At 67.3% G+C, this 20,965-nt stretch carries 18 protein-coding genes; 6 read left to right on the top strand and 12 right to left on the bottom strand.

What is annotated here, in order from left to right:
- Nucleotides 1-69: 69 nt before the first annotated feature.
- From ACZLZQ_RS13050 to speB, 3 genes are all read right to left on the bottom strand, one after another.
- Complete coding sequence (locus tag ACZLZQ_RS13050) at nt 70-459, bottom strand: response regulator (RefSeq protein WP_472949714.1); 390 nt, start codon at nt 457-459, stop codon at nt 70-72.
- A 54-nt stretch (nt 460-513) separates the two neighbouring features.
- Nucleotides 514-1,893 carry a sensor histidine kinase gene (locus ACZLZQ_RS13045; protein ID WP_472949713.1) on the bottom strand — a complete coding sequence of 460 codons (1,380 nt, stop codon included), beginning with the start codon at nt 1,891-1,893 and terminating at the stop codon, nt 514-516.
- A gap of 133 nt (nt 1,894-2,026) precedes the next feature.
- The gene (gene speB, locus ACZLZQ_RS13040) at nt 2,027-2,917 is read right to left on the bottom strand and encodes an agmatinase (protein WP_472949926.1); all 891 of its coding nucleotides are present in this window, start codon (nt 2,915-2,917) and stop codon (nt 2,027-2,029) included.
- A 374-nt stretch (nt 2,918-3,291) separates the two neighbouring features.
- On the opposite strand from speB, the gene ACZLZQ_RS13035 reads away from it, so the two are divergent.
- Nucleotides 3,292-5,625, top strand: a complete 2,334-nt coding sequence (locus ACZLZQ_RS13035; RefSeq protein WP_472949712.1) for a DUF3772 domain-containing protein — start codon at nt 3,292-3,294, stop codon at nt 5,623-5,625.
- 203 nt (nt 5,626-5,828) lie between these two features.
- On the opposite strand, the gene ACZLZQ_RS13030 is transcribed toward ACZLZQ_RS13035, so the two are convergent.
- Complete coding sequence (locus ACZLZQ_RS13030) at nt 5,829-6,071, bottom strand: DUF6894 family protein (protein ID WP_472934062.1); 243 nt, start codon at nt 6,069-6,071, stop codon at nt 5,829-5,831.
- Nucleotides 6,072-6,516: 445 nt separating this feature from the next.
- Here ACZLZQ_RS13030 and ACZLZQ_RS13025 point away from each other — a divergent pair, with 445 nt between their 5' ends.
- Together ACZLZQ_RS13025 and ACZLZQ_RS13020 are read left to right on the top strand one after the other, a co-directional pair.
- Complete coding sequence (locus ACZLZQ_RS13025; RefSeq protein WP_472934063.1) at nt 6,517-7,269, top strand: Crp/Fnr family transcriptional regulator; 753 nt, start codon at nt 6,517-6,519, stop codon at nt 7,267-7,269.
- 54 nt (nt 7,270-7,323) lie between these two features.
- Nucleotides 7,324-8,493 carry a bis-aminopropyl spermidine synthase family protein gene (locus ACZLZQ_RS13020; protein ID WP_472949711.1) on the top strand — a complete coding sequence of 390 codons (1,170 nt, stop codon included), beginning with the start codon at nt 7,324-7,326 and terminating at the stop codon, nt 8,491-8,493.
- A gap of 144 nt (nt 8,494-8,637) precedes the next feature.
- Here ACZLZQ_RS13020 and ACZLZQ_RS13015 read toward each other — a convergent pair whose 3' ends face one another.
- Genes ACZLZQ_RS13015 through ACZLZQ_RS13005 form a run of 3 tightly spaced genes read right to left on the bottom strand, consistent with a single transcriptional unit; the run spans nt 8,638 to nt 10,996 of the window.
- On the bottom strand, nt 8,638-8,883 hold the full coding sequence (locus ACZLZQ_RS13015) for an acyl carrier protein (RefSeq protein WP_472949710.1): 246 nt from the start codon (nt 8,881-8,883) through the stop codon (nt 8,638-8,640).
- Nucleotides 8,880-10,640 (bottom strand): HAD-IIIC family phosphatase, encoded by a 1,761-nt coding sequence (locus tag ACZLZQ_RS13010; protein ID WP_472949709.1) that lies wholly within the window; start codon nt 10,638-10,640, stop codon nt 8,880-8,882. The genes ACZLZQ_RS13015 and ACZLZQ_RS13010 overlap by 4 nt, the downstream gene beginning before the upstream one ends.
- Complete coding sequence (locus tag ACZLZQ_RS13005) at nt 10,640-10,996, bottom strand: S-adenosylmethionine decarboxylase family protein (RefSeq protein WP_472949708.1); 357 nt, start codon at nt 10,994-10,996, stop codon at nt 10,640-10,642. Before ACZLZQ_RS13005 ends, ACZLZQ_RS13010 begins: the two co-directional genes overlap by 1 nt.
- Before the next feature lie 173 nt (nt 10,997-11,169).
- Between ACZLZQ_RS13005 and ACZLZQ_RS13000 the strand changes: the two genes are divergently transcribed.
- Nucleotides 11,170-11,667, top strand: a complete 498-nt coding sequence (locus tag ACZLZQ_RS13000; RefSeq protein ID WP_472949706.1) for a GNAT family N-acetyltransferase — start codon at nt 11,170-11,172, stop codon at nt 11,665-11,667.
- Between the two features lie 33 nt (nt 11,668-11,700).
- On the opposite strand, the gene ACZLZQ_RS12995 is transcribed toward ACZLZQ_RS13000, so the two are convergent.
- Nucleotides 11,701-12,462: an SDR family NAD(P)-dependent oxidoreductase gene (locus tag ACZLZQ_RS12995; RefSeq protein WP_472949705.1), complete on the bottom strand. Its 762-nt coding sequence runs from the start codon at nt 12,460-12,462 to the stop codon at nt 11,701-11,703.
- A 277-nt stretch (nt 12,463-12,739) separates the two neighbouring features.
- Between ACZLZQ_RS12995 and ACZLZQ_RS12990 the strand changes: the two genes are divergently transcribed.
- A complete protein-coding gene (locus ACZLZQ_RS12990; RefSeq protein WP_472949704.1) occupies nt 12,740-13,879 on the top strand; it encodes a glycosyltransferase family 4 protein in 1,140 nt (379 codons plus the stop codon).
- Nucleotides 13,880-14,028: 149 nt separating this feature from the next.
- On the opposite strand, the gene ACZLZQ_RS12985 is transcribed toward ACZLZQ_RS12990, so the two are convergent.
- Complete coding sequence (locus tag ACZLZQ_RS12985; protein WP_472949703.1) at nt 14,029-15,756, bottom strand: peptidoglycan D,D-transpeptidase FtsI family protein; 1,728 nt, start codon at nt 15,754-15,756, stop codon at nt 14,029-14,031.
- Nucleotides 15,757-16,103: 347 nt separating this feature from the next.
- Here ACZLZQ_RS12985 and ACZLZQ_RS12980 point away from each other — a divergent pair, with 347 nt between their 5' ends.
- Nucleotides 16,104-16,661, top strand: a complete 558-nt coding sequence (locus ACZLZQ_RS12980) for a hypothetical protein (protein WP_472949702.1) — start codon at nt 16,104-16,106, stop codon at nt 16,659-16,661.
- A gap of 110 nt (nt 16,662-16,771) precedes the next feature.
- Here ACZLZQ_RS12980 and ACZLZQ_RS12975 read toward each other — a convergent pair whose 3' ends face one another.
- From ACZLZQ_RS12975 to ACZLZQ_RS12965, 3 genes are all read right to left on the bottom strand, one after another.
- Nucleotides 16,772-18,421, bottom strand: a complete 1,650-nt coding sequence (locus ACZLZQ_RS12975) for an FGGY-family carbohydrate kinase (RefSeq protein ID WP_472949701.1) — start codon at nt 18,419-18,421, stop codon at nt 16,772-16,774.
- A gap of 171 nt (nt 18,422-18,592) precedes the next feature.
- Nucleotides 18,593-19,264 (bottom strand): MarR family winged helix-turn-helix transcriptional regulator, encoded by a 672-nt coding sequence (locus ACZLZQ_RS12970; protein WP_472949700.1) that lies wholly within the window; start codon nt 19,262-19,264, stop codon nt 18,593-18,595.
- A 127-nt stretch (nt 19,265-19,391) separates the two neighbouring features.
- Entirely contained in the window at nt 19,392-20,858 is a 1,467-nt protein-coding gene (locus ACZLZQ_RS12965) for a mannitol dehydrogenase family protein (RefSeq protein ID WP_472949699.1), read from the bottom strand.
- Between the last annotated feature and the right edge of the window lie 107 nt (nt 20,859-20,965).

The following is a 20,965-nucleotide window of genomic DNA, read 5'->3' as shown; positions in this document are numbered from 1 at the left end:
GCTGGACTCGGACATGAATCTGCGAGCCGCCCCGCCCAACAGCGCCATAACCGGAATGCAGCGTAATCGTTAATTGAGGATTTCGCCGGCGATGCGGTTAAGCGTGCTGACGATCTCGGCTGGCGGATAGGGCTTGGCGAAGAACATTCCGTTCTCCGGCATGTCCTCGGCGCCGACCTTGACCCGCCCGGAGGTCATGATGATCGTCACCGGTGGCCAGCGATCGCGGACAGCGCGGGCGAGCTTCAACCCGTCCATCGAGCCCGGCATCTCGACGTCGCTGAACAGGATGCGGATATCGGGGTGGCGCTCCAGAAGACCGATCGCCGCATCGGCGTCGCGGGCGCCGTAGGCCGTGAGGCCGGCATCCTCGACCAGCTCCATCGCATCCATCAGAAGAATGGGGTCATCTTCGACCACGAGAACGGCATACTGCCGGTAGTTTAGCGATTCACCCATGCAGCCAGAACTTCATCCCGGACGAAAGAGTTCCTGCAATACGTTGAAACAAAATCATGATTTTGTTTTGCCAGCGAGTTCGCTGATGCCGCTGACGAGCCGAAAACGCACTCCGGATGGGTCGAAATCGAGTGCCGCCTTACCGTTGAAGTACGGCGCAACGACTCGTTCCACGAGCTTGGTTCCGAACCCTGTCCGCTCCGGCAACACCACGCGCGGCCCTTCGCTTTCCACCCAGTCGAAGACGAACTCATCTTCCGGCGTCACCCTCCAGGACACGTCAACACGCCCGTGCTCGGTCGAGAGAGCGCCATACTTGGCCGCATTCGTCGCCAGTTCGTGCAAGGCGAGCGACAGGCCGAGGCCCTGCTGCGATCGCAGCGGCAGGTCCGGCCCGGCAATGCTGATGCGCTGGCCGGTCCGGTGCGCCTCCAGCGCCCCCTCGACGATGCTGAGAATGCCTGCATCCGGCCGGTCGGGCTGGATCAGGATGTCCTGCGCGCGGGCAAGCGCGTTCAGTCGCGCATTGATCGCCGTGCGTCCCTCCTCGACCGTCTTCACCTGCTGGAAGGTTTGCGACGCAATCGCCTGCACCATGGCGAGAATGTTCTTCACCCGGTGCGCCATCTCGTGCGCAAGGTCGTTGCGGCGCTCCTCGGCAAGCTTGCGCTCGGTGATATCCACGGACGCGCCAGGGAACCGCAGCGGCACGCCGTCGCCATCGCGCACCAGCTTGCCGCGCGCCAGCACCCAGCGCACCGAACCATCCGGCTGGACCACCCGGTACTCGCACGAAAACTCGGGAGCACCGTCGAACAGCCGTCCGAGCTCGGCTTGGAATTCGGGCATGTCGTCGGGGTGGAAGTTCTTGATGTACTCGCTGAGCGGCGCCCCGGCATTCGCCCAAGCGGGATCGACGGTGTAGATGCGGGCGAAGTTCGGGTCTGAATAGATCAGGTCGGTCTGCAGGTCCCAGTCCCAGACGCCGACCATCCCGGACGCCCCGAGGGCAAGGTTCAGCCGCTCCTCGCTGCGCGCGATCCGCGTGTTGGTGATGTCGCGCGAGACCGACAGCAAGGCCTCTGGCTTGCCGTCGTCCCCGAGGATCGGCGTCACCTTGACGTCCCAGTACCGGGCGCGCCCCTTCAGCGTGTCCGCCATCCCCTGGAAATGACCCACACGTCCGGCCCGCGCCGCCTCCACGGCGGCCAGCGCTTCGATGTTGCCTTGCTCGATCCAGAAATCTGGCCAGAAACAGCCGCGGATCGCCTCGAAGTCGTCGACCTCCATCACCCGCTGCCCGCCGACGCTCATGAAGACCAGCCGCGCGTCGAGATCCATCACCTTGATGCAATCATTCGAAGAAGCGAGAATCCGGGCGAGGAAGGCAGGATCGGCAAGCTCTGCGGGGGTCAGGATGGGAGAGGTGATCACGCAAAAAATCCGAGCGGCATTAATCGCCACTGAAGCCAGCTATACGATGCAAGGGTCCGAAATCAACTCTCGCCCGAATTCGAGGTTACGAACTCTTATTCCATTCGCTAGCGTCGCTACCGGGCAGATCCTTTCAGCCGCGGCTCTGCTGCTTCGCCCGCGCCATGACGCAGAGCAGCTCGAACAGCATGGTCGCGCCGGCCAGCGCCGTCATCCCGCCGAGATCGAAGGGGGGCGAAACCTCCACCACATCAGCGCCGACGATGTCGACCCCTTCGAGCAGACGCAGCATCTGCTGCGCCTCGCGCGTCGTGAAGCCGCCGACCTCCGGCGTCCCCGTGCCGGGCGCCATCGACGGGTCGATGCAGTCGATGTCGAAGGTGACGTAGGTCGGGCCCGTGCCGACGATCGCCTGCGCCTCGGCCATCACGTCCACGACGCCGCGCCGCACGACTTCCTCCATATAGATCACCCGCATGCCCTCCGCCCGAGCCCAGTCGTGCTCGCCGACCTCGTAGACGGAGCCGCGAATGCCGATCTGCACTACCCGTCGCGGGTCGAGCAGCCCCTCCTCGACCGCGCGCCGGAAGGGCGTACCGTGGGTGTAGAGGTTGTCACCGAAATAGCGGTCGTTGGTGTCGGAATGGGCATCAAACTGGATCATCCCGACCGGACGATCGGCCGCGACCGCGCGCAACACCGGCAGCGTGGTCAGGTGGTCCCCCCCGGCGCCAAGCGGCCGGGCGCCGGCGGCGACGATCGCCGCGACGCCGGCCCGAATGATCTCGAGATTGGTCTGCAGGTCGACAGGATTGACCGCTAAGTCCCCTATATCGGCGACATTGGCGAGGCTGAATGGCTCGATACCCGAAACATGGTGCACTCGCCGCATCAGGCTCGACTGGTTGCGGATTTCGCGCGGGCCGTGCCGGGCACCGGTACGGTTGGTGGTGCCGCCGTCCCAAGGAATGCCGTAAAGGGCGATGTCGAGACCTTCGGCGCTCGCAACGACCGGCAGGCGCATGAAACTCGCGATCCCGGCGAATCGCGGAACGAGGGCGGCATTGATCGGCTGGAAGCGGTCCAAGTCTTGCTCCATTCTGGTTCTAGGCACCACCGCGCCGGCAGCATTCCGGCCTACAACATCGACGCGGAAATCGGAACTGGTCGACGGTGGTTCGACCGCGTCGATTCACACAGTGAGGACGTCTTTTAGGCGCGTGCAGGCTCGCACCGCGCTCCATTCATCACACCACCGGGACCGGCAAGCAGCCGCCCGCCCCATCGACCGGCGCCACGCCTGCGGGATGCTCCGCGGGACAAAGCATGCGAGAACTCAGGTGGCTCTCGCCTTCTCCCCTTCAGCAAGGACCTGCGGCCGCCGCGGCCCCGACCATAATGATCAAATTCCTTCGTCTCCTCGCCATCGCGACCCTCCTCTTCATCGCCGCCGCAGGTGCCTTCGCCCCGACGGCATCGGCGCAAGGCGAGCCGAACCCGGTGCAGGTGATCGACGCCCAGAGCGCCGAGTTCGACAACATCAGCAAGGCGCTCGGCAACGATATGGCCTCGGCGCAGCGCATCTCGCTGCGCGACCGGGCAAGTGCCGTGCAGTCGCGCGCCGCGGCCGCCGCCACGGCGCTGGTGCCGCAGCTCGAAAGCCTCGACTCGCGCCTGAAGGAGCTCGGCGAACCGGCCGAAGCGGAATCTGCGGACATCAAGACCTTGCGCGAGCAGCTCGGACAGGAGCGCAGCGACATCGATTCCGCCATCAAGCGCGGCCGTCTCCTCTCCACCGACGCCAATGATGCGGTCGACACGATCAACCGGTCGCTGGCCGAGGAGTTCAACCGCAACACTTTCGAGAAGACGGCGTCGCCGCTCAGCGCCAACTTCTGGAAGCCTATCCTCGTCGCCTGGCCGGCCGACGTCGTCCGGTTGAAAACCTTCGGCTACCACCTCGTCGACGGGTTCTGGGAGGGGCTCAGCGGTTCCAACCCGATCATCATCGGACTGTCCGTCCTTCTGGCCAGCGTGGTCTGGCTGCCGGTGCGCCGCCGCCTGCGCAGGATCGGCCGGCAGTTCGCAATCGACCATGCCCCTGGCTCGCGGGCCCGGCGTTCGGGTCTCGCCCTCTGGTTCGTTCTCGTCGGCACGCTCAGTGCCATCATCGCCCTGTTCATCATCATCCAGGGCCTGCGCTGGGCGAATGCACTCACGCCGGACGTCGACGCGGTGCTGTCCAGCATGGTGCTCAGCGGCTCGATCGGCGCCTTTATCGTCTCGCTCGGCGCAGGCCTTCTGCTGGTCGACCAGGCGTCGTGGCGGCTGCTGCCGATCGGCGATGCGGCGGCGCAAAAGCTGCGACCCTATCCGCTGGTCACCGCTTTAATCGGCGCCTTTGGCATCGGCCTGATCCAGCTGAACAGCACCATCGCCGCCAGCCCGCCTTCCACCGCGGTCGCCAATCTCGTCATCGCGCTTGGCTATGCCGGCCTGACCCTTGCCACCCTCCTCACCGTCCGCAAGCTGCGCCGGCAGGATCCCGATGCGGAGGAAGCCGCGCAGCCCTCGGCGACGCGCTCGCTGGTGACGCTTGCCTCGATGCTGGCCTGGGTCGCGCTCGCCGTCAGCCTCGTCGCAGCGCTGCAAGGCTACATCAACTTCTCGCTCTTCATCGGCCGGCAGACCTTCTGGGTGGCGATTATCGTGGCGGCCGCCTACCTGCTCCTGACTGTCACCGACGACTTCGCCACCATGCTCCTGTCCGGCGATGGCTGGCTCGGGCGCGCCGCCAATGCCGGCCTCGGCATCCGCAAGAGCCGGGTCAGCCAGGCCGGTGTCGTCGTCTCCGCCTTCCTGCGGATCGCCATCGTCCTCCTCGCCGTCGCGCTGATCTTCGCGCCTTTCGGGCCGGGCACCGGCGCGCTGTTCTCGCAGTTCGGCGACCTCTCCTCGATCAATCTCGGCGGCTTCACGCTGGCACCGGGCGCCATCCTGAAGGCGCTCCTGGCACTCGCCCTCGGCCTTTCCGCGATGCGCCTCGTCCGGCGCTGGCTCGACGAGACCTACCTGCCGACGACCGAGCTCGACGCCGGCGCGCGCAACTCCGCCAGCATGATCGTCAGCTATGCCGGCATCATCTTCGCCAGCTTCTGGGCGCTGACCTCGCTCGGCATAGGCGTCGAGCGCATCGCCCTCGTCGTCTCCGCATTGTCGGTCGGCATCGGTTTCGGCCTCCAGGCGATCACCCAGAACTTCATCTCAGGGCTGATCCTGCTGGCTGAGCGGCCGGTCAAGATCGGCGACATCGTGCGCATCGGCACCGACGAGGGCGACGTCAGGCGCATCAACGTGCGCTCGACCGAGATTCAGATCGCCGACCGCTCGACGCTGATCGTGCCGAACTCGGAGCTGATCACCAAGTCGATCCGCAACATGACCCTCGCCGACCCCATCGGCCGCGTCCAGATCATGTTCACCGCGCCGATCACGATCGACGCCATCGCGGTGCGCGAGACGTTGCTGCAGATCTTTGACAAGCACCCCGCCGTGCTCGACGACCCCAAGCCCAACGTCTTCATCGACGCGATCTCCGACGGCAAGATCAGTTTCAACGCGCTCGCCTTCGTCGCCGGCCCTCGCCAGGTCTACTCCACCCGCAGCGCGCTGCTCTTCTCCGTCCTCGAGAAATTCCGTGCCGACGACATCCAGTTGACCGCACCGGCGTAAGCGTCGCGCCTGAAAGGCCTGGTCCGAGGAGTAGGAGTATCTCTCGGGCCTCGGAGGGCCACAGCGGCATTGCATCAGAGCTTTAGCGCTGCTGCGTGGAAAAGATGACCGCACTCGCGGCGGAAGAGGTACCCCGTCTGGCGACGCCTGGGGCCTTTACGGCAGACGCTTCTCTCCACCTTCTGTCGCCGGCCGCGGCCACATCAGTGAGTCCAGAGCCGAAACGCCTCGCAAAATGGCACGGTCGAGAGCCTGTGCCCTTGCGAATCGCAGATGTCGATCTGTTGTCCGCCGACCATCTGGCCGGTCCGGACCCGCTCGGCGAGGATCTCCCGTGCGGTGGCCAGCGCTTCTTGCCGTGCCGCCTGAAGGTTGAGAAAGGCGCTGCCCTCCGGATCCTCGATGACGTCGTTTCCATCCCGCAGGTGGAAATAGTAGTGCGGCATATCCCGACTTCCTATGTCGAATGCAATCCACCTGGCTCCATCATGCCCGTATCTTCGGAATTTTCAGGAACGATGTCCATGCGGGTAACCTCGCTATTCATTTAGGCATGGTGAGTGAAGCGGAATACAATAGCCCCGCAGCGATAGGCGGATGCCTAAACTCGGATGTTGCTGTGCGTGGCTTTTCTTGCACTGCAATACAGCACCCGAGCGTCAGCGATCGTACCGCCTATCTCTTGGCAAATCTATCGGCGGGAGGCTGGCATCCGCCAGAACTCTCGGGGCGGATCGGCAGGACAACCGAGCGACCTTAACGCTGTTGACAAACAGTAGGCGCCTAGCGGATGCCGTTCAGGAACTAAATATGCAATGAACACTTAGACGGCAGTTCGCTGATGCCGCATACTGTCCAACTGGCCCGAGAGCGAGGGCGTAAGGGTCGTAGATGTCCGTGCCAATCCTGCAGTCCAACGTTCGCAACCGCCTGCTGCAGGCGCTTGCACCGGCGGATTTCTCGCTGCTGGCGCCGCATCTGACATACCGTCCCTTGCCCCTTCGCAGCATCGTCGAGGGCCCCGACAGCCCGAACGACGGCGCGATGTTCTTCGAAAGCGGCATCTGCTCGTCGGTCGTCGTCGGTCAGGAAGGCGATCTGTCGGAGGTCGGCCATATTGGCCGGGAGGGCATGTCCGGCCGCCACATCCTCCATTGCGCACCCCTGCCCTCGAGCCAGATGATGGTCCAGGTTCCCGGGTCGGCGCTGCGGATCGACGCCGCGCCGCTGACCCGCGCCCTCGATCGGAGCGCCAGCCTGCGCGGACTGCTGCTGCGCTACCTCCAAAGTGTCGACATCCAACTGGCCCACTCCATGCTCGCGGTGACGCGCTTCAACGTCCACCAGCGCCTGGCGCGCTGGTTGCTGATGTGCCACGACCGCGTCGACAGCAACGACCTGCCGCTGACGCACGACATCCTCGCACGAATGCTGAGCGTCCGGCGCGCCAGCGTGACGCAGGAGATCCAGATGCTCGAAGGCCTCGGCGCGGTTCGGGCCATGCGCGGCAATGTCCGCATCCTCGACCGCAGCAGGCTGATCGCCATTACCGCCGGCAGCTATGGGATCCCCGAAGCCGAATACGAACGCCTGATCCAGCCGCCTTGCCACGCCGATCGCCGGTCGCTGGCGACCGTCGACTGACCCTGTGCGCCCCGTCAGAGTGGACATCCGGCCGCCATCGCGCTTAATCCGGCGATGACCGACGCCCAGCTTCTCGCCACCATCGCCGCGTCGACCTCCCTGCGCGAAGGCGCCGAGGGGGTCGCGCTGATCCTGCGGACCGCCTTTCGCGACGGTCCGCTGCTGCTGCGCGATCTGGCGCGGCAAGTGCGGATGCCCTTGCCCGTGGTCGGCGCAGTGCGGCGGGAACTGGAACTCGCCGGCCTGCTCGACCGGGGCCAGGGCGTCGAACTCAGCGAAGCCGGCAAGGCCTTCTGCACGGAGATCCTCGGCATCTCCACGCGGCACGATGCGCGCTGCTCCTGCTGCCATGGGCATGGCGTCGTGGTGGCGCCCGATCTCGCCGATCTCGTCCGGCTGATGGAAGAGCACGTCGCCCGGGGACCGGCGGTGGACGTGACGCTCGACCAGGCGCCTTGCACTCCGGAGACGGCGGTGCGGCGGGCGCTCGCGATGCACGAGGCCGGCGCGCTCGATGGGCGCTCGATCCTCATTCTCGGCGACGACGATTCGATGTCGGTCGCCTTGCTGCTGCTCGCCCGCGCAATCGGCGCCCGGCCGCGCCGCCTGACCGTGCTGGAACTCGATGCCGCCCGCATCGCCCACATCACAGAGGCCTCCGAACAGCACGGCCTCGCCATCGAGATCGTCGCCCAGGACCTGCGGGAGCCGCTGCCCGAGGTGCTGCGCCGCCAGTTCGACGTGTTCGAGACCGACCCGCCCTATACCGTCGACGGCATGGCGCTGTTCGTCTCCCGTGGGCTCGAGGGGCTGCGCGAGGAGCCCGGCCTGCCCGGCTTCCTATCCTATGGCGACCTCGCGCCCGACGATCTCCTGGACCTGCAGGCGCGGCTGACCGAGATGGGTCTCGTCGCCACCCGCATCCGGCCCTCGTTCAACGCCTATCAGGGGGCCTCGATCCTCGGCTCCGTCGGCCAGCTGATCGATCTGCGGACCACCAGCCGGACTCGGCCGCTGACAGCGGCTGACGGTTCCTTCACCGCGCCGATCTACACGGCCGAGGTCCGCCCGCGCGACCGCCGCTACCAGTGCCGCGCCTGCAGCACCATAACGCCGGTCGGCCCGAAGGAGATTTTCACCACCGTCGAGGCGCTGAAAGCGGCCGGCTGTCCGCATTGCGGCGCGACGGTGTTCAAACGGCTGCACGCCAAGACCGCGTACTGACGCTGCCCAAGGCCTCCTTACTCGGGAGGCCTCTACGTTCGACGCGCAAAAACCAGCGCTACCCGCCGATCGAGCTCACTTGCGCCCCGCGCGGTAGGCTCAGTCGAAGATGGCAGAGCCTGTGAGCAAGCAGGCGCGCCTGGCTCAGGCCGCCCGCTTCTGCGCCGCCTCGACCGCGGCGACGAGGCCGGCCACGCTGTCCGAGCGCTCGATTTCGGCCATGGTCAGCTCGACGCCGAACTCGGCCTCAAGGGCCAGAACGATGCGGACATGGCCAAAGCTGTCCCAGGCGCCGACATCGGCGGCCTTGGTATCGGGCGAGAGTTGGTCGGGCGAGAGATCGAGCACGTCGGCGGCGGTGGCGATGATCGCCTTGGCAAGGGTGGTCAAGTCGGCGCTCCCGGCGTGAGGATGAGATCGATCCCCTCGGGTACGCCCTCGAGCGGCCCGCCCGCAAGGCCGAGATCGTAGATCCACACCCCGTCCGCCGCGACGAAGCCGAGACCAGCAAGCGCTTCGCGGGCCGGTTCGTTGCGCGGCAGATGCTCGATCCCGGCGCGGATGCGTTGGAGCCCGGCGGCCTTCGCCTGACGGGCGAGACCGTGCAGCAGCGCGCCTTCGACGCCCCGCTGCAGCGCGCGGCAACTGAGGAAGAGGTTGTCGATGACGGCCTCCTCGCCCTCCCGGTGCGCCAGAACCAGCCCGACCAGCCCGTGCGCGCCGAAAGCGTCGTCGAGGCGCGCCATGGTGTCGAGGCCGTCCGGGCGGGCGGCGAGCTGCGGTCCGTTCGGCCGGTAGGCGGTGAACAGGAACTGGTTGACCCGGCTCGCCAGCTCGGCGGCGCGCGGGCGCAGCGACGCGTCGAGCGGCAAGAGCGTGACGCGGGTGTTGAGCCTCCGCAGGAAGGCCGCCTCGTCCGCCGCCGTATCGCGCAGGCGCTCGACCGCCGCCCGGCGCCGGTACTGCGCCGCGCGTTCAGGCCCGGCAGCGCCACCCGCCAGCAGCGGATCGGCGAGGAGCGCTGCAGCAAACGCATCCGGGTCCCCGGCGAAGAGGCGAACATCCATCGCCGGAAAGCGCGCGGCGACGGCGGCGCAGTTCACCGGGTCGTCGTCGATGAACATCGCATGCTCGGGCGCAAGGCCGAGCCGGTCGAGGATGTCGGCGACGAGCGAGGCCTTGTCGGCCCAGCCGACGGCGCGGGCGGCAAAGGCGTCGGGCCCAAGCGGCGCGGCGGTCCGCAGCGCGGTCTCGACGTCGGCGGGATCGTTCCGGCTGGCGATGGCGAGCACCAGGCCGCGGTCGGCGAGGCCAGCCAGCGCTTCGGCATAGGCGCGGTGAACAGGTGGCACGCCCTCACCCGTTTCGCTTTGGGCGCCCTCGCCGAGAACCCCCTTCCAGAGCGTCCCGTCGAGATCGGAGATCACCAGTTTCGGCGCCGTGCCCTCAAGCCGGGCGGCAAGGCCGGCGGCAGCGTCGGCCAGGCGATCAGCAGCCTCGCTGGTCAGGATCGCGCCAAAAGTGGCGGCAAAACGCTGGTCGAACACCGCGGTAACCGGAATATCGAGCGGCACGACATCGGCGCCCTCCGCGGCGATGCCCTCCGCCGGAAGGCCAGGCAAGCGGAACCTTGCCAGTCCAACCGGCGCCATGGTCCGCATTGCCAGCTGTGCCGCAAGATCGCCCAGCGCGCCGGCACTCTCGGGCAAAGCGCCGTCATCCGGCATGGACAGCAAGGTCATCCGCACGCCCGCAGCCGGATCGACGTCGGCGGCAAGCTTTTCCTGCGGATCGGCCGGCGCGTCCGTCCCCTCCGCCAGCAAGGCGCGCGCGGCAAGAATACCCTCGACGCTGCGCAGCGTCAGCGCGAAGCCGGCGATGGCAAAGCCAAGGGTCAGCGCGTCGGCGAGCGAGCGCGGCTGCTGGGTGGTGGCGAGGAGAACCGGCATCGGCCGGCCGAAACGGTGCCCGGCCTCGGCCTCGGCCGCCTGCAGGAGGGCGGCCGCCCGGGCAGCGCCGAGGATGGCCCGTGCCGCGCGCAGCTCCCGCGCCAGCGCGGCCGGCCCGGTCTCGGCGGCGGCGAGAAGGCTGTCGCGGCTCGGCCGTTCGCCGCCGGAGGGCAGGAAATGCCAGCCGGCGGGGCGCATCAAGCGGTTCCGAGCGACTCGATGTGGCGGGTGACGTAGCTGCGCTCGACGACACCGTCCGGGCAGATACGCCGGGCGATCTCGTCGATGGCCGCATCCTCCGACATGTCGGGATTGCAGAGGAGGATGTCGGCCATCACCAGCCGGTATTCCGGCCATGTCGTCAGCATGATGTGGCTTTCGGCCAGGAACAGCACGAAGGTCACGCCGTGCGGCACGTAGCGCTGGGCGTGCTCGCCGATCACCGTGGCGCCCGCGGCGGTCGCGGCGGCGACGGCCGCCTCGCGCAGGGCGGTCTCGTCTTCCATGAGCGCGTTGCAATTGCGCATGTCCGCAAGGACCTGCCGGATTCTCATGGCGTCACCATTCTGCAAGCTGTATTCAGGCCGCGCCGGGAAACGGCGTCAGGACGGGCGGCGGCGATCGCTCGCCTTGGCCGGTTCTATGAAGCCGGTTCTATAATGATTGCGCCGCCGAGCGGCAAGCACAGCGGACTTTTCGAGGCCCGCTTCTCCTTGGAAAGGGCGCGATGCCGGCCGATACCCCCCGCTTCACCTTGCGCGACTTCCGCCCCGCGGACATCGACGCGGTCGCCGGCTTCGAGGCCGAGATCGCCGTGCGCTCCTTCGCCGACGAGGCGGTGACCGACCTCGACCATTACCGCAAGAAGCTCGGCAAGCTGCTGAAATACGGCGACGACTGGACGAAGGTCCTGGTCGGCGCGGACGGTGCCGTGATCGGCTGGGCCTGGGTCGCGGCGCGGCAGAACTTCATCACCGGCGACAGCTATGCCGACTTCCGCAGCCTCTATGTCGACGGCGCCCGCGCCGGGCCGGCGGCGGCGGTAGCGCTCCTGCGTGCGGTGATGGCGCATGCCAAGGCCAAGGGTTTTACCCGCATCGTCGGGCGCACCGCCACCAGCAATGCCGCGATGCGCTCGCTCTACCAGCTCGCCGGCTTTGCCGAGCGGCACGTGGTCTACGAGCTCGACATCGGCCCCGACGCCCCGCGACGCCGGACCGAGTAAGACGCCCGACCTAGGCGACCGAGCTCACATTGGTCAGGTCGAGCCGGCGTCGACGAAGAAGTCCTGCCCGGTGCACATGGCAGCATCGTCGGAGGCGAGGAATAGGATCATCCGGGCGAGGTAGACCGGCTCGATCTCCACCGGAATGCACTGGCGCTGCAGGTGCGCGGCGACCCCCTCAGGCGTTGCCCAGAGCTCCTTCTGTCGCTCGGTCATCACCCAGCCCGGCACCACGGTGTTGACGCGAATGCGGTGCGCGCCGAGGTCGCGGGCAAACGAGCGCGTGAGCCCGTGCACCGCAGCCTTGGCCGAGGCGTAGACCGGCATGCCGCCCATGGTCTGCATCCAGGAAACCGAGCCGAGATTGATGATCGAGCCCTTGTTCGCGGCGATCATGCCCGGCGCGACGGCCTGAATCGCAAAGAACTGGTGGCGAAGGTTCGTCGCCATGCGCTCGTCGTAATAGTCCGGGGTCACCTCGGCAAACCCATGCCGGTCGTCGCGGGCGGCATTGTTGACAAGGACGCCGCAAGGCCCGTGCGCGGCCTCTAGCGACGCCATCACGGTGCGCAGCGCATCGATGTCGCGGAGGTCGCAAGCCTCGAAGCGGACCCGGCCGCCGGATGCCGAGAGCTCGGCGGCAAGCGCCGCGCCGCGGGCCGCGTCGATGTCGATGAAGCCGACCCGCGCGCCTTGACCCACAAAGGCGCGCACGGTCTCGGCGCCGATGCCGGAAGCGCCGCCGGTGACGATGACGGCAACGCCCTCGAGGCTGGGATAGGTGGCGTAGGTCATCGGTGCGCTCCTGCGGCCTCGGTCTCTCGTCCGCACTCGCGCCGGACGCCCGCGAGCATCCACCACCGCCGCCGCGGCCGGTCAAGCCCCCGCGCCGAGCGTCTCCGGGAGCGTGCGCCGGATGCATTTGCTGTGACGCCGAGGCCGTCAGAGCAGCGGGCCCTCTTCTCCTGTTACCAAGTTCAATAGTTCCCGCAGAAAGCGCCATTTTGCGGGAACTTTGCAATGCGCTATGGGAGCTACATCCCCCTTTCGGGGCCTCGATCCCGGACCGCTCATGCCAGTTTCCACCGCCCAAAAGATCCTGTTCGTCGTCACCGAGGACTGGTTCTTCGCCTCGCATTTCCTGCCGATGGCGCGGGCGGCGCGGGAGTTGGGGCTGGAGGTGCGCGTCGTCTGCCGGATCCGCGGGCATGCCGGGGCGATCGCGGCGACCGGGGCCGTGCCGATCGCGCTCGAGGCCGAGCGGCGGAGCCTCAATCCGCTGGCGGCGGTCGGCGTTGTCCGCCGTCTGGCGCAGGTGATGCGGGCGGAGCGGCCGGACATCGTCCACTGCATCGCGCTGAAGCCGATCCTCCTCGGGGGCATGGCCGCCCGCCTTGCCGGGATCGACCGGCGGATCTTCGCGCTGACCGGTCTCGGCCTGATTGGCGCCAAGCAGGACCGCGTCGGCAAGAGCGCTCGCGCGGTGGTGAAGGCGGCGATCCGCGGGCCGCTGTCGACGCCGCGCACCCGCTATCTGTTCGAGAATGCCGACGATCCCGCGCTTCTCGGGCTCCATCCCGGCGCGCCAAACGTGACGATCGTCGGCGGCGCCGGCGTCGACCCCGTCGCTCTTCCCGAGCTGCCGCTGCCCGGCCAGCCAGCGCTCCGGGTGGCGCTGGTCGCCCGGATGCTGTGGTCGAAGGGCGCCGACATCGCCGTCGAGGCGGTGCGGCTGGCGCGGCAAGCGGGCGCCGACGTCGAGCTATCACTCTACGGCGCGCCGGATCCGTCGAACCCCAAGGCGGTGCCGCAAGCGACGCTCGAGGCCTGGGCGCGTGAGGACGGCATCGGCTGGCACGGCCATGCGGGCGACGTCGCCGCTGTATGGCGGGCGCATCACGTCGCTTGCCTGCCCTCACGCGGCGGCGAGGGCCTGCCGCGGACGCTGCTGGAGGCGGCGGCCTGCGGGCGGGCGATGGTCACAACCGACGTGCCGGGCTGCCGCAGTTTCGTTGAGGACGGCATCAGCGGGATCGTGGTGCCGCCCGGCGATGCGCCAGCCCTGGCGGCGGCCCTCGTGCGCCTTGCTAGAGAGCCGCAGACCGTTGCCGCCATGGGCCATGCGGCCCGCGCCAGGGTGCTGGCTGGTCATACCGAGCGTCAGGTGATGGACCGCGTCAAGTCGCTCTACGCCGCCCTGCTGGCGCCCTGACAGCCGGGCCAGGCATCGCTGCGGACGGCCGGTGACGGGTCATTCAGGCGGGCGTGACATCCTGAGAGTCGCCGATGCGGGCGGCGTTTCCCTCTTCCCGAGCTGTCACGAAGCTAGCTGCGAAGGGCGTTCCGCCCGGTGGCGTTAGCTCAGTACTTCACCATCAGCGTGCGGCCGATATCGCCGAAGTCGGGCTTCACGCCGAGGAAGGTGGCGGAGCGGCGGACGATCTCGCCGACCATGGGGGCGGCGTTCCAGCCGGCCTGGGCGTTGGGCTTGCCCGGCTCGGTCTTCGGCTCGTCGATGATGGCGAGGACGAGATAGCGCGGCTTCTCGATCGGGAAGGCGCCAACGAAAGCGTTGAAGATCTTGTTGTGGTTGTACTTGCCATGCTCGACCTTCTCGGCCGTGCCGGTCTTGCCGCCGACGTGGTAGCCGGGAATGTTGGCATTGCGTCCCGAGCCTTCCTCGCCGTTGATGCGGAAGATCGTGCGCATGTCCTTCGAGGTCCGGTCCTCGACGACCCGCACCTTGATCGCATCGGCCTCGGCCTTGGTCCGCGGCAGGAAGGTCGGCGGGATGTAGAAACCGCCATTGACCAGCGCCGCGGCGGCGACCGCCGTGTTCAGCGGCGTCGTCGACACGCCGTGGCCGAAAGCAATGGTCATCGAGTTGATCTTCTTCCAGACCTTCGGCTGGGTCGGCGTCGCGACCTCCGGCAGCTCGGTCTTGATGCGGCTGAGGAGGCCAAGGCGGGTGAGGAAGGCCTGGTGCCCCTCGATGCCCACCATGTCCGCTTCGCGCGCCGAGCCGACGTTCGAGGAGTACTTGAAGATCTCCGGCACGGTCAGCGAGGAGCCCTTGTTGTGGAACTCCTTGATCGTGTGGCCGGAGACGCGGAACGGCGTCGTGTCGATAGAGCTGTTAATGTTCACCTTGCCCGAGTCCAGCGCCATGCCGGTGGTGAAGATCTTGAAGGTCGAGCCCATTTCGAACACGCCGGCGGAGATGCGGTTGAGGTTCTCCTTCTTCTGCGCGTCGACCGGGTTGTTCGGGTCGTAGTCGGGCACCGAGCCCATGGCGACGATCTCGCCGGTCTCGACGTCCATCACCAGGCCGCCGGCGGCGATCGCGCGGTACTTCTTCATCGCCGTCGTCAACTCGTCGCGCAGCACGTGCTGGACGCGCAGGTCGAGCGCGAGCTTGACCGGCTCGAGCTTGCCGTTGCCGGCAAAGCCGCTGGCCTGCAGGTCGCGGAAGCCGCTGTCGTCGACATACTTCTCCATGCCGGAGATGCCCTGGTTGTCGATGTTGGTGAGGCCGAGGACATGGGCTGCGGTGTTGCCACCGGGATAGAAGCGGCGCTTCTCGGTGCGGAAGCCGATGCCGGGCAGGCCTAGGGCAAAAACCTGCTGCTGCTGGCGCGGGGTCAACTCGCGCCGCAGCCAGGCAAAGCCCTGCTCGGAGGACAGTTTCGCATGCAGGCTCTTCGGGTCGAGGTCCGGGAGCACGCTGAGCAGCGCTTCGGTTGCCTCGTCGACATCGACGATGCGCTTCGGCTCGGCGAACAGCGACGCCATCTTGATGTCGGTCGCCAGCACCTCGCCATTGCGGTCGAGGAGGTCCGGGCGGGTGATCGGGCCGCGCTGCGCCCCGGCCTGGTAGGCACCGGTCGGATCGCCGGCAATGCCGATCATCGCCAGCCGGCCACCGATCACGCCGTAGACGCTGCAGAACAGCCCGACGGCCAGCAGAAAACGGCTCTTGCTGCGGCGGGCATTGCGCGGCTGGACGGTCCAGCCGTCCGCCGTCGGACCGGGCGCGGCGGCGACCTTCGGAAGGCGGATCGGAAGGGCCGGAAGCTTGGGAAGACGCATGGAGATATCCTGTCGCAAGCCGGCGCGGACGGGCTCGACCCCCGCTCGCGCCAGCAGCCCGCCTGAGAGTGCGAGCCCGGCCCGTTTTCGATCCCTATTGGTCCCACATTCATCCTAAAGACTTGGTAAATGTCCGCGGAAGAATTTCACTGATCATCAAGGGCTCGGCGCGACCCGGACACGGCAGCAGCGCAGTGCGGATGCGACCTGCGCCCGCGTGACGCTGCCCGCCGCGATCATTTCCGCGTGGGCACGCGGCGGAGAGCGCAGGGCGTCGTGACGCCGCGGCAAGGGCCGTGCTACGGCTTAATTCGGGGCGGGAGGAGCCCGTTTCTCAGGAGAATGAGATGACACTGGTTTCGGGACGGGCTGCGGCGACCATGCTGGCCCTTGTGACGGCGGGTCTGGCATTGCCGGCCTTGGCGACGATGGCGTCGGCGCAGACGATCGAGGCGCTGCAGACGGCGGAAACCGCCAGCAAGGCGGCCTGGGAACAGCTGCCGCTGACCGAGAAGAAGGTGACCTTCGTCAAGGCGAGCTCGACCGGCTACGGCATGTACGACGCGCGCGACAACAACATCTTCAAGCCCGGCGAGCCGATCATCTCCTATGTCGAGCCGATCGGCTTCGGCTGGAAGCCGGTGGATGGCGGCAAGTACGAGATCGGCTTCGTCATCGACCTCGCTTTGAAGACCTCGGACGGCACCCTCGTCAGCGACCAGAAGGGCTTCATGTCAGTCAAGCAGGAGAGCCACGAGCAGAACCAGGAATACTCCATCGACATGACGCTGACCCTCGAAAGCGCCCCGCCCGGCAACTACACCGTCACCTACACGCTGCACGACACGTCGAGCGACGAAGTCTCGAGTTTCGACCAGGATTTCGTGGTGTCTCAGGCGGAATAGCGGGAGGTCGCCAGCGACCCCCGAATGCCGAATGCAAGACTGCCAGTCCTAGAACCTGGTTCTTGCCGGCAGCCAGAGGGTACAGGGAAAAGGAAGCTCGGGCACCCTCTTCAGACGCCCAGCATGTGCCGGCGTGAGGCGCGCTCGGCCGTCTGGAGAATGCCGTAGACCGCGAACTTCGCCTGGTGGAAGGCGGCGATGTCGCCGCCTGCGGGCGTGATCTCGTCGCCCGTCCGGCACATGGCGGCCGCCGCCTGCCGGAGATCGGGATAGGTGCCGGCGGCCACGGCGCCGAGCATCGCCGACCCCAGCAGAACCGGCTCTGCAGTCTCCGGAAGCGCGACCTTCAGATCGGCGGCATCCGCAAGAATGCGGCGCAGCAGCGGGCTGCGGGCCGCGCCGCCGCTGGCGACGATGGTGCCGATGTCGACCTTGCGGGCGCGCGTCGCCTCGACGATCTGGCGGGTTCCGTAGCAGAGACCGCAGAGGCCCGCGACGAACAGGCGGACGAGGCTGTCGAGGCTGGTGTCGAGGCCGAGGCCGGCGATCACCGCCGTCGCCTTCGGATCGGCTTCCGGCGACCGGTTGCCGAGGAATTCCGGCACGACATGGATCCCATTCGCCAGCCGCGCTACCGCCTCGATCGAGCCGGCCAGCGCGATCGCCCGCTGCTCCAGGAAGTCGAGCAGGCCGATCCCCTTCAGTGCCGCGGCTTCCCGGGCTGCCGGCGTCGCCGGATGCAGGCCGACGAGGTAGTCGAGCCCGGCGCCATAGGCCGACTGGCCGCCCTCCAGCAGCCAGTAGCCCGGCAGCAGCGCGCCGTAATAAGGCCCCCAGACACCGTCGACGAAGGCCGGCTGGGTGGTGAGCATCATCGCGCAGGACGACGTTCCCATGATCATCGCCATCTGCGCCGAAGGGTCGGCCGGCTCGGCACCGACGCTACCCTTGTCGCCATTCTTGCCGCCGAGCGTGCCGACGCCGCCGGCATGCGCGTCGATCAGCGGTGCGCCGACGGGGGTACCGGCGACGAGGCCAAGCTCAGCGGCGGCGGCGGCGGTGAGGCCCTGGCCGAGCGGCGAGGCGATGTCGACGATCTCCGTGCCGATACGCCGAAAGCCCTCGTCGGCGAGTTCGCCGAGGCCGATGGCGTGAAAATAGTCGGCATCCCAGCGCGACTCATGCGCGAGATAGGTCCATTTGCAGGTGACCGTGCAGACCGACCGCGCCAGACTGCCGGTAGCGCGAAAGGAGAGGAAATCCGCGAGGTCGAAGAAGTGCCCCGCGCGGGCGAAGACCGCCGGACGGTTCTCCTTCAGCCACAGCAGTTTCGGCGTTTCCATCTCCGGCGAGATGACGCCGCCGACATAGGTCAGCACCGCATGGTGGGTCTCGTTGATGCGCCGGGTCTGGTCCATCGCGCGGTGGTCCATCCAGACGATGATGTCGCGCTGCGGATCCTCGGACGGTCCGACCGGCAGCGAGTGACCCTCGCCGTCCAGCACCACGAGCGAGCAGGTCGCGTCGAAGCCAAGGCCGCGCACGGCGGCGGGATCGGCGCCGGCGCGCTCCATGGCCTCTCGGACGGATGCGACCACGGCGGCCCAGATGTCGGCGGAGGACTGCTCGACCAGCCCGCCCTCCTCCGTCCAGATCCGGATCGGCCGCTTGGCCGCGCCGAGCAGCCGGCCGGTCTCATCGAAAACGCCGGCGCGTGCGCTGCCGGTGCCTACATCAACGCCGATGAAGAGATTCTGCATGGTCGCTCCCGAAGTCTTTCGGGAAACGGGTTAGAACATCGAGCGGGAAATCGGAAGCGGCCTCCGCCACGACTTTGAATGGCCCCGCTTCTGAGAACGGTCTTCCCGGCCTGGCCCGGAAAGCGCTTCCGAAGCGCTGCGCGGGCCAGGTCAAACAACCGGTAGCCCGGGTTAGCGCGCTTTCCGGAGCGCCTGCTTCATGTTCTTCTTGACGTCGTCGAGCACGCTTCTGACCACATCGAGCCGATCGACGCTGAGCCGGCTGGCAATGTCTTCGCCGACCATCCGGTAGATGGTGGAGATATACGACCGGGTTTCCTTGCCGGACTCCGTCAGCGTGATCACGTTGCCGTCGACGTCGACGAGATTGCGGACGCGCAACCGGTCATATGCAGCGGTCACAGCGGTCGGATGAACACCGAGTTCCTCCGCCGCCTCGGCGAGGTCGGTCGGCGCACGGGGGCTCAGCGCGAGCATGTAGTCGTCTTCGCCGGGGGACAGTGCGATCGTGGCGAGATGCAGCGCCAGGAGATCACGCGTCAGCTTGGAGACCTCGATCATCGACGTCGCCAGGCGTTCCTTCTCGGCGTCTTCCGTCAGGCTTTCTTCAAAAACAGTCGCGGACATATCGTATCCTTTCGGGGCCAGTACTTGGGATACAGTTGTCGGGGTCCATGCTGGCGCGAGGCTGGAGGCACGGACCGTGCCACGCGATTTGGGGATTGCGCTGGCGACAGAAATCGAGGGGCCCTCGCCGATCGGATCGGCTGCGCCACGGCCCGTGGCGTTACCATCAGGATTTTTGCCAGCCCATGCCAGTTTACTGCCACGGCCTTGCTTCATCGCCAGCCACCTCTCCGGCGGAGAGGAATGAATCCCAGCGAAACCGTCGGTTTCGCTGGGATCAAGGCCGGGAAGATAAGGTTTTGGCGTCGGCGCTGCGCTTTAGAGGCGAGACCGTGACTGCGCCCTAGCGGAGGTAGGCCGTCAGCGTCTCGACGACACCCTTGTCCCACAGCGAGCGCAGCATGAAGGCGAAGCGTTCGCGGAAGACGGCGTTGCCGGCGAGGTCGCCGTAGACATCCTTCAAGGCGAGGAAGGCGTCGGGATCGGTCTTGGCGGCGACGGCGGCGGCGCGGATACGGTCGATGTTCGGGTCGACCAGCGGCATGTCCTTGCCGGCCTCCGACGGGCCGCCCAGCGCCCGGCACCAGAGCGCGGAGACGAGGGCGAGGCCTTCGATCCCCTGCCCGGCGGCGAGCCGGTCGCGGATCGTCGGCACGATGAACTTCGGCTGACGGTTCGAGCCGTCGAGCGCGAGGCGCGCGACGGTGTCGGCGATCTTCGGGTTGAGGAAACGGTGCTCGATGAGCTTGCGGTAGTCTTCGAGCGAGGTGTCGGGCACCGGCGGCACGACCGGGATGATCTCGTCCTTGGTGAGCTTCTCGAGGAAGGCCGCGATCAAGGGATGCTGCATCGCCTCGTGCACGAACTGGATGTCGAGGAGGATGCCGGGATAGGCGATCGCCGCATGGCCGCCGTTGAGGATGCGGATCTTCATCAGTTCCCATGGGGCGACGTCGTCAACGAAGGTGACGCCGACCTTCTCCAGCGCCGGGCGCCCGGCCGGAAAATTATCCTCCATCACCCACTGCTTGAACTCCTCGCAGTAGACCGGCCAGTTGTCGTCGATGCCGAACTCGGCGGTGAGGTTCTCGATCTCGCGCGGGCTGGTGGCCGGGGTGATGCGATCGACCATCGAGTTCGGGAAGGCGACGTTGGCGCGGATCCAGTCGGCGAGCGCTGTGTCCGAGAGCGCCGCGGTGCCGGCGACGGCGTCCTTCGCGACGACGCCGTTGTGCGGAATGTTGTCGCAGGACATCACCGTGAACGGCGCGGTGCCGGCCTCGCGGCGGGCTTTCAGGCCGGCGGCGATCAAGCCGAAGACGGTCTTCGGTGAGGTGGGATTCGCGCCGTCCGCGACGATCGCCGGATGGGCGGGATCGAAATGGCCGGATGCGTCGACGAAATAGCCACCCTCGGTGATGGTCATCGACACGATGCGGATCGCGGGATCGGCAAGCCGGGCGACGATCGCCGCGCCATCGCCGATCGGCAGGTAGTCGATCATCGGGCCGGTCACGCGAGCGGCGGTGCGGTTGTTGTCCTGCTCGACGACGGTGGTGAGATAGTCCTGCGCACCGAGCTTGTCGCGCATCGCCGTCTCGAAGGAGAGCATGCCGGCCCCGACGATGGCGAAGTCGTGGCCCTCGCCCGTATTGAACAGATCGTCGAGGTAGACCGCCTGATGGGCCCGGTGGAAATTGCCGATGCCGAAATGCAGGATGCCGGCCGACAGCGTCGCGCGGTCGTAGCTTGGCACGGAAGCGGTGGCGGCGATGGCCGGAAGGGTCGCGGAGGACAGCCTGACGCTCATGGTTTGGGCTCCTGAAATGGCATCGCGGCCGCGCGGCATGGATCGGCCAGGCGGCGGTCAGGTGGATGGGTTGTCATTCGTCGCGGAGAGGCCGCCGGGCCCCTCCC

The sequence above is a fragment of the Mesocryomonas lacus genome (genome assembly GCF_055730105.2).
This window is presented reverse-complemented; position numbering and strand designations above follow the sequence as displayed.